At 58.7% G+C, this 14,222-nt stretch carries 14 protein-coding genes, 1 other RNA gene and 1 pseudogene; 8 read left to right on the forward strand and 8 right to left on the reverse strand.

Annotated features, from left to right (window positions below; genetic code table 11):
- The first annotated feature begins 16 nt into the window (after positions 1–16).
- On the forward strand, positions 17–316 hold the full coding sequence (locus tag ACN0TA_RS10540) for a hypothetical protein (protein WP_417582611.1): 300 nt from the start codon (positions 17–19) through the stop codon (positions 314–316).
- A 67-nt stretch (positions 317–383) separates the two neighbouring features.
- Positions 384–866 carry a transcription elongation factor GreA gene (gene greA / locus ACN0TA_RS10545; protein ID WP_417582613.1) on the forward strand — a complete coding sequence of 161 codons (483 nt, stop codon included), beginning with the start codon at positions 384–386 and terminating at the stop codon, positions 864–866.
- Between the two features lie 21 nt (positions 867–887).
- Here the strand turns inward: greA and ACN0TA_RS10550 are convergent, their stop codons facing one another.
- Positions 888–1,220 carry a phosphoribosyl-ATP pyrophosphohydrolase gene (locus ACN0TA_RS10550; protein WP_417582615.1) on the reverse strand — a complete coding sequence of 111 codons (333 nt, stop codon included), beginning with the start codon at positions 1,218–1,220 and terminating at the stop codon, positions 888–890.
- A complete protein-coding gene (locus tag ACN0TA_RS10555) occupies positions 1,217–2,203 on the reverse strand; it encodes a DUF4424 domain-containing protein (protein ID WP_417582617.1) in 987 nt (328 codons plus the stop codon). The genes ACN0TA_RS10550 and ACN0TA_RS10555 overlap by 4 nt, the downstream gene beginning before the upstream one ends.
- Before the next feature lie 93 nt (positions 2,204–2,296).
- Here ACN0TA_RS10555 and ACN0TA_RS10560 point away from each other — a divergent pair.
- Positions 2,297–2,839 (forward strand): annotated as a pseudogene (locus tag ACN0TA_RS10560) (ATP-binding cassette domain-containing protein); the annotation flags it as partial.
- Positions 2,840–2,912: 73 nt separating this feature from the next.
- On the opposite strand, the gene ACN0TA_RS10565 reads toward ACN0TA_RS10560, so the two are convergent.
- On the reverse strand, positions 2,913–3,707 hold the full coding sequence (locus ACN0TA_RS10565; RefSeq protein ID WP_417582619.1) for a thymidylate synthase: 795 nt from the start codon (positions 3,705–3,707) through the stop codon (positions 2,913–2,915).
- A gap of 83 nt (positions 3,708–3,790) precedes the next feature.
- On the opposite strand from ACN0TA_RS10565, the gene ssrA reads away from it, so the two are divergent.
- The 3 genes from ssrA (at position 3,791) to ACN0TA_RS10580 (ending at position 5,086) form a co-directional block, all read left to right on the forward strand.
- Positions 3,791–4,147: a transfer-messenger RNA gene (ssrA, locus tag ACN0TA_RS10570) on the forward strand.
- Positions 4,148–4,305: 158 nt separating this feature from the next.
- Positions 4,306–4,803: an SspB family protein gene (locus ACN0TA_RS10575; RefSeq protein WP_417582621.1), complete on the forward strand. Its 498-nt coding sequence runs from the start codon at positions 4,306–4,308 to the stop codon at positions 4,801–4,803.
- Between the two features lie 70 nt (positions 4,804–4,873).
- Positions 4,874–5,086 (forward strand): ribbon-helix-helix domain-containing protein, encoded by a 213-nt coding sequence (locus tag ACN0TA_RS10580; RefSeq protein ID WP_417582623.1) that lies wholly within the window; start codon positions 4,874–4,876, stop codon positions 5,084–5,086.
- On the opposite strand, the gene ACN0TA_RS10585 is transcribed toward ACN0TA_RS10580, so the two are convergent.
- On the reverse strand, positions 5,069–8,707 hold the full coding sequence (locus ACN0TA_RS10585) for an AsmA family protein (protein ID WP_417582625.1): 3,639 nt from the start codon (positions 8,705–8,707) through the stop codon (positions 5,069–5,071). The two genes, ACN0TA_RS10580 and ACN0TA_RS10585, sit on opposite strands and share 18 nt — an antisense overlap.
- 228 nt (positions 8,708–8,935) lie before the next feature.
- Between ACN0TA_RS10585 and ACN0TA_RS10590 the strand changes: the two genes are divergently transcribed.
- A complete protein-coding gene (locus ACN0TA_RS10590; RefSeq protein ID WP_417582627.1) occupies positions 8,936–10,579 on the forward strand; it encodes a chloride channel protein in 1,644 nt (547 codons plus the stop codon).
- A gap of 45 nt (positions 10,580–10,624) precedes the next feature.
- On the opposite strand, the gene ACN0TA_RS10595 is transcribed toward ACN0TA_RS10590, so the two are convergent.
- A complete protein-coding gene (locus ACN0TA_RS10595) occupies positions 10,625–11,089 on the reverse strand; it encodes a YybH family protein (protein ID WP_417582629.1) in 465 nt (154 codons plus the stop codon).
- Positions 11,090–11,530: 441 nt separating this feature from the next.
- Here ACN0TA_RS10595 and ACN0TA_RS10600 point away from each other — a divergent pair, with 441 nt between their 5' ends.
- The gene (locus ACN0TA_RS10600) at positions 11,531–12,208 is read left to right on the forward strand and encodes a hypothetical protein (protein ID WP_417582631.1); all 678 of its coding nucleotides are present in this window, start codon (positions 11,531–11,533) and stop codon (positions 12,206–12,208) included.
- A 90-nt stretch (positions 12,209–12,298) separates the two neighbouring features.
- On the opposite strand, the gene ACN0TA_RS10605 is transcribed toward ACN0TA_RS10600, so the two are convergent.
- The 3 genes from ACN0TA_RS10605 to ACN0TA_RS10615 form a co-directional block, all read right to left on the reverse strand.
- Complete coding sequence (locus ACN0TA_RS10605) at positions 12,299–12,670, reverse strand: hypothetical protein (protein ID WP_417582633.1); 372 nt, start codon at positions 12,668–12,670, stop codon at positions 12,299–12,301.
- A 269-nt stretch (positions 12,671–12,939) separates the two neighbouring features.
- Positions 12,940–13,461 (reverse strand): ClbS/DfsB family four-helix bundle protein, encoded by a 522-nt coding sequence (locus ACN0TA_RS10610; protein ID WP_417582635.1) that lies wholly within the window; start codon positions 13,459–13,461, stop codon positions 12,940–12,942.
- A 282-nt stretch (positions 13,462–13,743) separates the two neighbouring features.
- Positions 13,744–14,196: a GFA family protein gene (locus tag ACN0TA_RS10615; RefSeq protein WP_417582637.1), complete on the reverse strand. Its 453-nt coding sequence runs from the start codon at positions 14,194–14,196 to the stop codon at positions 13,744–13,746.
- Positions 14,197–14,222: the final 26 nt, after the last annotated feature.

Genomic DNA, 14,222 nt, shown 5'->3' on the forward strand with positions numbered 1-14,222 from the left:
AACTCCGCCCTGCCAAATGCGTTCAGCATCAAACCTCAAGAAAAAGCGACATGACAGCACCTCATACTGGCCTGAACGCTGTGCACCGACCCCGAACCTTACCATCTGCGTCGTCGGGATCATTGCCGTTTTGTGGCTGCTCTATGTTGGATTTCTGGTGTTTTTCGCCTTCGGCGAAGGCGTTGCCGTTCCCGACGCTGGCCAACTCACCAGTGAGCCGGCCCTGGCTGCCCCGATGTCTCCAGCGCGCACGCTTGAAAGCGTGGAAACCAACGGCGCCGCTGAACAATTACATAAGGCGGCAAGCCCCTTTTAACATCTCGTGTCGCACACCAGATAGTCAGTGCGGCCGGCACTTGGACCACCCCAAGGAGTTCACGAAATTGAGCGTCGCTTTTACCAAAGAAGAAAGTGCGGAAACGGCATCAGAAACCCTGCTGCCCGATCTACCGATTTCGACCGAACCCAATCTGGTCACCGAGGCGGGTCTCAAAGCGCTTCATGACAATCTTGAGACCGCGCGAAAGGCCTATGACGCGGCAAGCCTGATCGAAGACGTCAACGACCGGCGCCGCGAGGCCGCCAGCCCCTTGCGTGACCTGCGCTATTACAGCCAGCGCGTACGCACAGCCCAGCTCATGCAACCGCCTGCGCAGAAAAACACTGTTGCTTTCGGCAGCACTGTCACTTTCAGCCGCGACGACGGACGATCCCAGACATATCGCATTGTTGGCGAGGATGAAGCCGATCCCAAATCGGGTTCGATTTCCTACGTCTCGCCTCTTGCGCGCGCACTCATGGGCAAGTCTGTCGATGACATCGCGGTCCTTGGCGAAAAGGAAATCGAAATCACCGACATCGCCTGATCGAAGTGCAAACCAATCTGATCAGCGCAGATAGCGAAACCACTTACGCTCAAGGGCGGCTGCCAGATCGATGCCGTTCTGGTCGGCGAAGATCAAAAGCATCGCCATAACATCGGCAGCTTCGTCTTCAAGCCCCTGCCGCAATTCGTCCTCGGCAACGCCCTCACGCCGACCCCGTCCCGTCGTCTTGAGATAAGCTGCAACCAGTTCTCCGGTTTCCTCACTGAGCTTGAGCGCCGCCCAGTCGCGGTCCCGATCGATATCGCACCGCACTGCATAGGTTTCCGACACCTGCCCTACCGCCTGCGTCAGCGCCGCAATCTGCGCCCGCGCGGCATCACTGTCCGGCCTCAAAACGCTTCCTGCCTCACAACGAAGAGCACCTCGATATCCTGCCAGGGATAAAAGTCTTCCTGCACCATCTCAAATGTCGTCGGCCCTGTCTTTTTTACGCCTTCTCCGCAAAACGAGACGAAATTGTCTTCGCTGCCCTTATCGACGGTCAGCCTGAATGTGCCGATCGAATGCGCCCAATTGGCACCTGAAGAAAGAATGTATGTCAGCCAGCTTTCGGTGAATGGCGCAGACCACGGCTCGTCGGGGCTGGTCAATGTGCGCGCGACCGCATTCACAAGATCGTCTTCAAGACAGTACTTTTCTTCATAGACAGGGCGCTGACCATATTCGGGATCGATGAAGGTCGCAGCAACGGTGCCGCCCAGGCCCGGCGTATAACGATGCTCCACGTCAACGATTTCTCCCGCCGGGAAAACCGCCTCCCAAAGATAGGCCGACCTCAGGGTCCAGGCTGGTGAATAAGAACCGCTTTCATCGTCAAACGGATGCGCGCCGAGCGCACCGATATCGACAAGTGCCTGCCGGTCGCCGGCCGGCAAGGCGTTGATAGCATCCTCGGTGGACAGCAGATGCGGTGCAAGCGGCACACCCAGCTTTTGAAGCTCCTCGGTCCGATCGATCCCCATGGCAAACGCAGATTGATGGAGCTCTGCTTCAACTGGCTCGCCGTTAAAGACAGTCGAAAATCCAAAGACATTTTCTGGGTCATCGGTTGGGAAGCCGGACATCTCGTAGGGCGAACTATCGATGTCGGGCATAGGAAAGGCGATCAGCACATGCTGATCGGCATCTGTCAAATTCTCGAACTCATAGGTAACGCGAACCTCATCCATCGAAAGATAAAGGTCTTCACTGAGCATACGAACACTGTCGTTCTGGGCAAACTGCAGGCCGCCCACGCCGACGGTCACCATCGTGTCATTGCCCTGGGCCGGCAGCGCGAGCCCACCGATAACTGCCCCGATCACCCATGATTTCATACTGACACCTGTGCCTTGATATCCCGATCGGGGCTAACCCCCAAAATTGCGATGTCCTCGATGGCGCAACGCAATCGAATGACCTCGACCATCATGTGCATCTGCAGCACATGGGAGGCAACACACAATCCATTTTCTTTGCGGCAATTGCCGCGCAAAGCGACATCGCAATCCGAAACATACGGGCTGCGAAGCGTACAAAATGCGCCATGCTTGCGCGTGCAAAGCCGCTGGCCAGTCCAGCCGGGCGGGCAACGAAAAGACTGTCAAGATTTCGCCCGCTGGTATCGCGCGTTGCGCCTGAGCGAAGCCGAAAGCATGCTTGATCGATATCCCCGTCAGCTCTCGGGCGGCATGCGCCAACGGGTGGTGATCGCGATCGCGCTGGCCTGCCGCCCCAAGGTTTTGATTGCCGACGAAACGACCACTGCGCTCGACGTAACGATCCAGGCTCAGATTCTGGCTAGTCTCGCTGACATGCAGCGCGAAATGGGCATGGCGATTGTGTTTATCACCCACGATATGGGCGTCGTCGCTGAAATAGCCGACAATGTCGCCGTCATGTAGCGTGGACGCAAGGTTGAGCAAGGTAGCGTAGAGGAAATCTTCTCAGCGCCGAACCACCTGCTGTCACGGCGTGACGAGCCGATGCTTATTCCTCGGTGATTATTGGCGTGGTCGCGCCGGTTTGTCCCGACCATCTGTGATCTTATACCGAGACCTTTGCCTTGATATGCGGCTCGGGATCATACCCCTCGATTGCAAAATCCTCGAACTCAAAGTCGAAAATCGAGCTGCGCTGCTTGACGATCTCCAGCTTCGGCAGCGGCTTTGGCGTGCGCGCCAGTTGCGTCTGCGTCTGCTCGAAATGGTTGTGGTAGATGTGGGCGTCCCCGAAGGTATGGACAAAATCACCAACCCTCAGTCCGGTCACCGCGGCCATCATATGCGTCAGCAGCGCGTAGGAGGCTATGTTGAATGGCACGCCCAGAAATATGTCGGCCGAGCGCTGATAGAGCTGGCATGACAGCTTGCCATCAGCGACATAGAACTGGAACAGGCAATGGCATGGCGGCAGCGCCATATTGTCCACTTCGGCCGGGTTCCAGGCAGAAACGATATGGCGTCGGGAATCGGGCTTGGTGCGGATCTGTTCGACAAGGTTGGTGATCTGGTCGATATGGCGCCCGTCAGGCGCCGGCCAGCTCCGCCACTGGCTGCCATAAACCGGCCCTAGATCGCCGTTCTCGTCAGCCCATTCATCCCAGATCTTGACTCCGCGCTCCTGCAGCCAGCGCACATTGGTATCTCCACGCAGGAACCAGAGCAGCTCATAAACAATAGATCGGATGTGGAGTTTCTTTGTGGTCAGCAGCGGAAACCCGTCTTCAAGGTTAAACCGCATCTGGTAGCCGAAAACCGAGCGCGTGCCTGTCCCGGTCCTGTCGGCCCGGTCCACCCCGTTTTCCATCACATGGCGCAAAAGATCGAGATACTGCTTCATCGTATTGCGATGTCTAGCCCGATTCGCACGTTCACAGCGCACACAACGTCGATGGTGCAAGTTTTTGCACCCATTGTTTATGCCCCCTTTTCATCACGCGCCATGGCCCCTATATTGAACGTGCCGGCAACGGCTATGGCGATAAATTGCCATCGTAATAAACCCATCGGACCCGGGGGCAGTACCCGGCGCCTCCACCAAAACCCTCTTTTCTAAAGTGGCTTATGGGGGCGAAATAGGATCGACGAGGGCGTAAAGGGTGTGTTTTCGCTCGGCATGGTACCACCGTCATCGGACTAAAACTTATAGTTGCAAATGACAACAATAAGGCTCCAGTCGCAATCGCTGCGTAAGCAGTGCTAGCATTGGGAAATTAAGCCCTTCACTCCTAGCCGGGTGAAGGCGGGGTTCGCAGGCACCTGGCAACAGAAGCCTGCATCTTCTCTGGAACGCTTTTTCAAAACAGGCTTTGAAGCGTGCCATGAAATAACCGGCACGGAAATCCGTTTCCATGAAACGTCCAATGTGCCAGCTTGAAACCCGGCGCAAATTCAGGCTGTTATGGGCCGAATGAGAATCGCTTAGGGAGCCGCCATCAATGGCACAAGACCACATCCGCTACGACATTCTAGCTCAGGAAGCCCTGCGCGGCGTCGTACGGAAAGTCCTGAGCGAAGTTGCACGCACCGGGCTGCCCGGTGACCATCACTTCTTTATATCCTTTGTCACCCAAGCACCCGGCGTGCGCGTGAGTCAGAAGCTGATCTCTCAGTACGACAAGGAAATGACGATAGTGCTGCAGAACCAGTATTGGGACTTGAAAGTCTCCGAAACCGGTTTCGAAGTTGGCCTCTCATTCGATGGTGTCAACGAAATGCTTCTTATTCCGTTCTCCGCCATCAAGGGCTTTTTCGACCCCTCGGTCCAGTTCGGCTTGCAGTTCGAAGTTGCAGAAGCTCAGCCCGGACCGCGCATTGTTGCCGATCCCGATGACGTCGATGGCGACGAAAGTTCAGATGTCGTTGAAACCGACGAAACCGTTGCCGAAGATTCCGGCGAAAAGGTCGTTAGCCTCGATTCCTTCCGCAAGAAATAACACGCCTGATGCAAGAGAGTGGGAACCGCTGTTTTGCGCATAAGCCCTCAAAAGCAGGGAGCAGTCGCCGGTGCGCAAACGTTCGCTGACCATTGCCGGCCACCGCACATCCATAGCGCTTGAACCCGCCTTCTGGGATGCGCTCGAAGCCATTGCAGAGAGCCAGGCGGTATCGCTTCCAAATCTCATCGCCGAAATCGATGAAACGCGCGAAGACCCGAACCTCTCGTCCGCAATCCGAGTCTACGTGCTCGATTGGTTTCGCTCACCGCTCCGGGTTTAGCGACTGTAGCTCCAGAGCACCTGGTGGCAGTGTGATGATCGATGGGTTGGGATTGAACGGGGCGGGCTCATCTGGCACCGCCGCTTCAGCGGGCGCCGAAGGCGGCGCGGAGAGCTGATTTTCAAGATCTTGAAGCTGCCGCTGCTGCTCTTCTATCTGCAGCCGATCGGCTTCTTCCTGCTGCTGTTGCAGCAACAATTCGGTCTGGCGCCGTGCCTCTTCTTCCATCATCCGCGCCTGTTCTTCGGCAGCGGCGCGCTGGCGTGCTTCCTGCTCTGCGCGCAGCGCCTCGAGCTCATCAAGTTCGATTTCATATGCCCGCATCTGGATGGCATCCACCATCGGTCCAAGATCGAGACTGCGTACGGGCGCGAACAAACTCCCCCCGATCTCCACGCCGATCCGTCCGGTGGTTTCGGTTATCAGCCCATTGCCTGCCAGGGCGCGCGTCAGCGCCAATGTCCAGTCAGCATCGAGTGCCGCGGTTTCCACATCGAGACTGCCTCCCCCCACGAGACGGGCATCGCCGCCATCAATTGCGATATTGGCAATTCGCGCCACGCCGCCGATCACCCGCACTAGCCCCCCGGCATCGTCCCCTTCGAATGGCCCCGATTGCAGCGCCGTCGCCACAAGGATTTCGAGCGCTTCAGGCTCGATCTCCACGAGATTATCCACATTGGCAGCCGCCTGAAACGCGTCAGCTGACAAGCCCTCGATACGCAAATCCTCAATTGAAAAGCTGCCCTCGCCGTTCAGCGAACCGGCAAAGGCCCGATAGCTGTCCCCGCTTCCCTGAAACTGCAGGCCAAGCGTCAGCGTTCCGCCAAGCACATCGGCAGGCGTCTCGGGCAGAGCCGCATCGATCTCTACCCCATTGAGCGTAAACCGCCCGCTCAGGCTCTTGTCGGCGAGCGCCGAAGCACAACATGCCGTTGCGTCGAGCTGAATTGTGCCGCCGCCGAATTCACCGAAAAGACCGCGCAGCCCAACATCTTCCTCGCCCCAGGCATAATCGAAGGCCAAAGCCTCGATCAGCCGCTGATCGCCCGCCAGCAGCACCGGGGCCGTGATCGCGATCCGCCCCCGTGTGGTTCTCTGGCGCGCACCCAGATCCACCGGGCCGTCCGGCCAGATACCCGCCGATAGGTTGAGCACGCCCGCCGGCCCGGCCAGCATCGCCGCAACTGTCTCTATATCCAGGGCGTCAAATCCCAGAGAGCCCGCCACCAATGCGGTATCCCGCTGCGCCGCATAATTGAGCGTCCCGCTGATCGCGCGTTCGGCGGCAAAAGCTGAAATATTCGATAGCGTCACGCTTTGATCGCCAACGAAACTGATTTCGGCCTGCCCTTCCAGCCCCGGAAACCATGCGCCCTCCGCCCCGGCCAATTCGGCCAGCGCCACACCGTCTGCGAACAGAAATGCACTCTGGCCCTCACCCCGGATCGAGCCGAGATCGCCAAGCTGAAGGCTGCCGGAAAAATCGATCCGCTCCCCGCCGCCTTCGAGCGACAATTCGGCGTCCATATTGCCGCGCGGATTGCCCTCCAGCCGCGCACTGGCGATGGCACCATCCTCACCTGCAATCAACGGCGCCAGCCCGAGTTGGCCGAGCAAGCCACGCCCGCTCTCTGCGGCAGCCTCTAGCGAAACCAGCAGGTTTTCAGTACCCAACCCGACGATTCCGCCGGTCATCTCAAGCCGGCCCGATACCTCACTCACGCCGGCCCGTCCGTCCAGCGTCAGGGTTTGAACGCCATCGCGTCCGGGCATTTCAAGCGCCATATCCAGCTGCGCAGGAAGACTTCCGTAAAGGCTTTGGCGCAACGGATTGCCCTCGCCGGCCAACAGTCCGATAGCCGGCGCACCCGGCACGATATCGATCTGTCCCTGGCCCGAGACCACCGGCGCCGCCAACGTCCCCGACAGCCGCCCGCTCCCCTCGAACCCAACGCCGCCATATGAGGCAAGATCGATGGACTCGAGATCAAGACCTTCCGCGCCCCACGCCGAACGCAGCGATAGCGCTTCAAGCGCCATTCCATCAATCCGTGCCGCTTCGACGCTCAGATCGAGCCGCCCCTGCGGAAAACTCAGCCCAAACGCACCACCTGGTTCGATGGGCGGCAAAAGTGCAATCAGAGCGGTGCTCTGGCGAGCGTTGAGGGCTGAAAGCCCCGCCTCGATCTCCAGCGATGGGGCCTCCCCGAACCGCATGGCCCCCGAAATCGTATGTACAGTCTCGTCGAGCACCAAAAGCCCGTCGCTCAGGCGGAGCCGGTCATTGACCAATTGCACCTGCCCGTTGAGTGAGCCGGCCATGCCAAACAACGGATTGCCTTCTCCGGCCCGCTTCCATAACAGCGAAAGCGCATCAAGACGCGGCGACGACATGGCCAGGGTGCCATCGAAGGCCGGCCAGCCCGCCGCCCTGCCCAATTGTCCAGTCAGTTTGAGCGTCGTATCGCCCGACAACCGACCCGAAAACTCGCCCACATCCCAAATCTCGCCATTGGTCATGGCATCCAGCCGCACGTCGCGAACAGCAACCCCTCGCACCGAGAGCTCGTTGATCGACATGGCAATGCGGCCAGGCAGCGGTGGCGTCCACGGTTCGGGCATCCCGCGCAACAGGCGCACGATTTCAAAGGGCTGCGCTTGGTCTTCGCTCACCGCGCGGGGCTGGAGCGTCACCACCCCGCCCGACACACTGGCGTTGAAGGCCGGATCGGCTCCAAGGCTGAGCGAAGCTTGCCCTGTCAGCCGGGTCGCCGTCTGGTTTTCATCTGGAAGCAGCACAAACTCGGTCAGTTCGATAGCCTGGCTATCGGCAACCAGCGGGCTTTGAAGCACCATGCCCCCGATCACCGCCTCGCCCTGTTCGGCGGGCGGCGCCTGCCGATACGTCAAGGCACCAGTCAGGCTCGGCGCACCTCCGGTTTCCAACAATCCCTCGGCAGCCACCGAAAAGGCGCCGTTCGTCGGACGCACAAAGGCGCTGACCTGCATCTGCCCCGCGCTGTTCATCGCCGACGTCGACATTCGCACGCCAAATGCAGTTCCCGCATGCATGGCCTGCCCCTCAATGGCAAACGGCCCCCGCACGCCAGTCAGCTGCATGTCACCATCGAAACCTTCAGCCAGCCAGCTTTCCCCGCTGCGCAGGTCGGTGATCCGCACCGAGCCGTCGGTCAGGCGCGCATTGGCGATCGACACATTTGTTACAGTCGCAGATTGGGCAAGGGTAATCGGGGTCTGCCACTGTCCGTCTTCGTCAATCACCAGATTGAGTTCAGGTTCAGTCAACCGCAACTGGGTGACGGTAAATCGGTCTCGCAGGAAATCCATAAGCGAGAGATCGGCTTCGACCTGCCGCGCCGATCCGACAGGCGCGTTCGGTGGCCCCAGTCGCGCATTTTCAAAATGCAGTCGGGGTTGGGGCAGCAGGGTGAAGTCCATATCCCCGGCAATCTCGACTTCGACACCGAGCGCTTCGGCAGCCATCTGCTCCATGCGTGGCTTGTAGGCGTTCCAGTCTATGAACCAGGGAGCGACGAATGCACCTCCCATAACCAGGATCGCGATCAGTCCGATGGCGATGTAGATACGATTGGCCAAAGCCGAGGCGTCCTTTTTTCAGTTCGGCGAACATTAGGCATATCATCCCCGCGCGTCACCCGGCTTTAAGGGGTTTTCAGCAAAAACCACCTCGACAACCGCAACAGCTTTAACCGGCGCGGCCTTTGTAATTGCAAGATTTTCACAACCTGTATGGGGCACACTGGCCTTGCGGACCCCGAACTGTCATCCTAAGACGCCCGATGCAGCGCCAGTGCGGGAAACACCATGGTCACGCCGGTAAGAACGGCCAAACAGATCTATTTCGTCACCCAACGCTGGGTGCGCCCGCATCTTGCGAGCTTTTTCGCGTTGCAACAGCCCCGCCTTTGGCTTCTGGCCATCCTTTTGGGCCTCATCGGTGGCACATTGGGCATCGCCTTTCGCCTCGCCATCGGCTTTGTCCAATGGGTCTGGCTCGGCACAACCAGCGAAAAAGTCCTGACGACACTCTCTGCGCTCCCCTGGTGGTGGCCAATGGTCGGTCCGGTCGGCGGCGGCATCATTGTTGGTATCATATTGTATTTCTGGCGCCCGCTCGGCCGCGCTGGCGGCGTTGCCGACGTCATTGAAGCCCGCGTGCGCGAATCATCGGCCTTGACCTTTCGCGGCGCGACGATCGCCACCCTGATTACCGCCATCACACTTGGCTCTGGTGGCAGCGGCGGACGCGAGGGCCCGATCGTCTATTTCGCCGCCGCCGCCTCCAAACTTGGCTTTGCCATCTTCCGCCTGCCGGCTGCCGCGCGCCGGGTCGCGCTCGCCTGCGGCGTGGCCGCCGCAATTTCATCCTCGTTCAACGCTCCGATCGCCGGCGTGCTGTTCGCGCACGAAGTCATTCTCGGCCATTTTGCCATGAGCGCTTTCGTGCCGCTGGTGATTGCCTCGGTCGTTGCCGCCATCATTTCGCGGCTCTGGTTCGGGGAGGCGCCCGCCTTTGTCATCGACCCTGGCGCAATCACAATTTCGTCCTATCTCGAAATCCCGGCCTTTGCCCTGCTCGGCCTGGTTTGCGCGGCTGTAGCGATCCTGTTCCAGACAGCATTGATCGGCGGCGACTGGCTCTCCAAGCGTAGCGGCACCCCTGTATGGATCCGCCCGGCCATCGGTGGGTTAATGGTCGGCCTGATCGCGTTGGTCTTTCCCCATGTTCTTGGCGTTGGATACGAAGCCACCGACATGGCGCTGGCTGGCGGCCTCGATCTCTGGCTTATGCTCGCCCTGATCGTCGCCAAGACCGTCGCCACAACGATAACCTTATCCTCCCGCGCCGGCGGCGGTGTCTTTTCGCCTTCGCTCTATCTTGGCGCGATGACTGGCGGCGCCTTCGGTATCATAGCAACTTCGATCTTCCCCGAAATCGCCTCATCGGTCGGTCTATACGCCCTGATAGGCATGGGCGCCGTCGCCGCAGCCGTTCTCGGCGCGCCGATCTCCACTGCTGTCATGATTTTCGAATTGACCGGAGGTTTTGCCTTTTCCATTGCCCTGCTGCTCGCCGTGGCCATCGCAACCGGACTGTCGCAGGCCGTCATGGGCCGCTCTTATTTCCATTGGCAGCTCTATACGCGCGGCATCATGCTTGAAGAGGGTCCGCACAAGCACGCCGCCCAGTTCATCCGGGTTCGTGATTTCCTCCGTCCGCTCCCCGAAGGGGGAAACGACAGCTTCGACATGGCCTCGGGCGCCCCATGGCTGCGCCCCAGCGAAACCCTCGAATCCGCCCTCAAAGCCTTCGACGCCAGCGAAGCCGCCCGCCTGCCTGTCATCGAAACCAAAACCAACGCCATTATCGGCCACGCCCACCACGTCGACGCCCTCTCCAGCTTCAACAAGGCCCTGGTTGCGCACTCAAGGGAAGAGCACAGCTAGGCAGGAATCAGTATTTATACCGCTCGGGGTTGGTTTGACGGGTGATCAGCGACGGTAGCTGACGGATCGGAATGTGCCGTCGGGGTCCACAACGTTTGTCTCCATGTGAGGGACGATGTCGGTGTTCTGCGCCGACGCGCAGCTCCATTCATCTGCGACCCGGTGAACAACGAATGACAGGATCGTGCGCCGTGTCGCAGGCGGCTCCACCCCGCCCGCGGCGGTCTGGCCCTCAAGACGGAGCTTGGCGTGCACGACCGCGATGTCGTCGGTCAATGACTTGACCTGCACCCGCACCAGATACAGCGTGGAGGCGTTGAAAATACGCTCGAAACCGTACGCGTGAGCCTTCCGGATGGCGTCGCGATCGTGCCACCAAAGCCCGGTGACATTCACGAATTCGGCGTCCTCGTCAAAAAGCGAGGCAAGTTTTCCAGCATCTCGGCGGGTCCACGCCTCGACGAAAACGCGGGCGATGCTCTCAGGCGAGTCGAGTGGGCTGTAGTTCATCGGCATTCCTGTCCAGGGCCAAAGCCACAGTCTATCCGACCGAAAACCTCAAGCAAATCAACCCCACCACAGCCTCGCCGACCAATCCGGTCACCGCTACCCTTTCAAGTGTGCCTCGATGACACGATCGCCCGCGGAATGACCGATTTGGTGTGGAAACCGGACGGGCCGGTTTCGGGCCAAGCGAGCTTAAAAGATGACCTTCGGCGAGGGATTGCCGAACGCCGTTGCTGCCAACGAAAACGCTTACCGATTGGCCTGACGCGAGGCACTGGACTTCCCTACACGCACAGGAATACAGTCATCCCGTTGCAGGTTTGTCGTTCATCCACATTTCTTTCGGCAAACCCGACGCGCCAATCCGACGGCAAAATTCCCGATCTGCCGCCCGCCTTAGCGCAAAGACTTTTGGCATCAATAGAGCACGCGAGGAGGTTATCGATGCGAATGCAACTTATGGCCGCTGCGACGCTGTTGCTGGCAATTCCGGGACTGGCCATCGCCGACGAGCAGGCTGCGATCGATGGGTGTATCGATCAGATTCGAACAGTCGGCGGTCCGGACGGTGCCGGTGGCGAAGTGATCAGCACCGAAGGGTCGGAAGCGGGCTACCTCATCATGCTGCGCGATGGCGGGGGAACGCTCTGGCGGTGCATTGCTTACAATGACGGTTCGGTCGGCGAACTGAGCGTCGAAGAGGCGATGGACGACGGTGAAGGCGCCATGGACGGCGCCGCGGATATGCCCGTGATGGCCGACGAGAGACCGGCTTCGGAGACTGCTGCGCAGGTGCAGTTCGAGCGCGGCACATCGAGCATCACCCTTGAAGGGGCCATTCGCGGCCATGAAAATTTCGACTATAGCCTGGGAGCCTCCGCGGGCCAGACCATGGACGTCGACCTGGTGGTCGACGGCACCAATGGTTACGGCATTATTTACTTCAATATACTGCCGCCCCGGAGCACAGGCAAAGCCATCCATGTGGGTTCGTTGGAAGGCAATTCGGCCAGCGTGCGTTTACCCGAGACGGGCGACTACGTCATCCGGCTCTATTTGATGGGCAATGATCGCGATACAGACAAGACAGTTGGTTACGATTTGAACGTCACCATCCGCTGAAGCCAAACCCCGCGAGTCTTGGCTCCTCCATATGATCCCCGACGAGACGATTGCCGGGGATCGATTGTCAGAACGCTGCAAGCGGTGATTTCAGCAATCGCCAGCCGGTAACATGGTCACGGACGAATACCGACCGTCCGAGGTGACAATTTCCGCACAGGACCCGTTGCTCGTATTGAACCAGTAGGCCGTCAGGCCCTGCGTGCGAACCACCTGATAGCCCATGTCCTGCAGGCCCAATTCTGCCTGGCCAGCGCGAGCCCCGACAAAAGACGACAGATCGCCCACAGGCGCCATCGAAGTTGCCGAGGCTGTTGGTCCGGATGACGCTGTCGGCGAACAGGCAGGGATAGAAAGAACAACTACAGCCAGCAATACCATTTTCATTTTCATTTTCATTTTGGCACCTCGCTTTTTAGAACCTTCATTGATCGACACTCGGAATTTTGGATCGTTTTCCAAGTGTTAATTCTGGCACAATACTCCGGTCCAAATGCTTTGAAAAGCTTGAATGCAGACCGGCATGAAGCATTACTTTTCATTAAAATTTGCTTATATTTATGGCTCTATGAGCCACATCTGCAAAACTTGTTTAAACTGAAATAGATTTCCGAAAATTGCTCTTCTGGATACGAGATTTGTATTCGCGATTGAACTACACGGCCAGCCGAAAAGAGAGGTTTGCCAACGGCTGCGGCGAAAACCGAAATGCCAATGGTTCTTTCGCGGATTTAGGAGTTAGACGACGCGCCCATTGCTTTCAGCCACTTCCGTAGCCGCCCGCGCGCATTGGCGTAGGGCGATGAGGAGTTAAACTGAATCATCCGTCCCATCGTCCATTTGCCATACCACGGGCGGCCATATAAATCGTGATCGCTACGCGCCTCGATTAGCGAGACAATCCGTGCCTTTGCCCTCGCCAGACGCTCGATAAGTTGCGGAAAAGGGACGTCTTCATAGTCGCGATAGAACTTCTGAGCGAGGCGGCCGAGTTCATTCCACTTATAACCGGTTTCCGGTAGATCGAATGGCTCCCCCGCCGCGTCTCGATCGAGCCATTTCAGGACCAGCTCATTCCACCCCACCAGATAGGCGACGAGATTGGCAGCGCTAATTTGGGTCCCTTTCACATGGCCCTCCAAACTGCATTGATCGACCGCCGATAGCGGCACGTCGTGCAGCCCTTTGTTGAGCTTATCGAAGCTTGAATTTATCGCTTCGAGCAGTTCGTCTTTGTTCGTCGGAACAGCCATGCTTTCCTGCCTTGTCGCGGGCAAAGCTGCAGCCCGCTTTGCCAAAGTTCTATGTCAGGTTGGAGATATCGCGATCAAGCGTACGAAGGGGCGAAATGGGGGTCGAATTCCGAACGTCGGCTATCGGTTGATCTTGATCTGAGCCCCGTGGATCGGCAATTGGTTCGCATGTCGCCGGTGTGACGAAGATGAAATCCTTGGGAAGTCGACCAGAGGGGGATGGGAATCGGAATATTGCCAGCCATGCCTGACGTCTTTCGGCCCACCCGCCAAGTTGAACGCCTAGCCAGGCAGCCCTTCGATCCTTTCGAGCGACGCCAAGTCGTCATCCCAATCTGCGCGGCTGGAAAAGCAAATGTGCGCGCTGGGCCGAATGCCGATCTCACCGTCAAGCGACCCAGCCGGTACGACAGTTACGCCGTCGCTCGCTTGAGAAAACGGAAGCGCGGAGCCGCATTCCGTACAAAAGCACTTTACGTGACGTGTTCCGGAAAGCCGGAAGCACTTGATATTGTTCTCACCCGACAACCATGTGATTTGCGCCGCCGACGAAAACAGATTTGCCGAATGAGCCGAACCGCTATCTCTACGGCAGCGCGAGCAGTGGCAAAGAAAGAAGCTTTCAAACGCTCCAGATATGCGGAACTTCACAGCGCCGCAAAGGCACCGACCGGTCGTTGGACTATCCATGCGCATACACCTCGATACTCGACCACACCCTCTTCTAGCGGCCATCCATTTCCGTATGGGCGAACAGAGCT

The organism is Pelagibacterium sp. (genome assembly GCF_048264985.1).
In the GTDB taxonomy this organism is placed as follows: domain Bacteria; phylum Pseudomonadota; class Alphaproteobacteria; order Rhizobiales; family Devosiaceae; genus Pelagibacterium.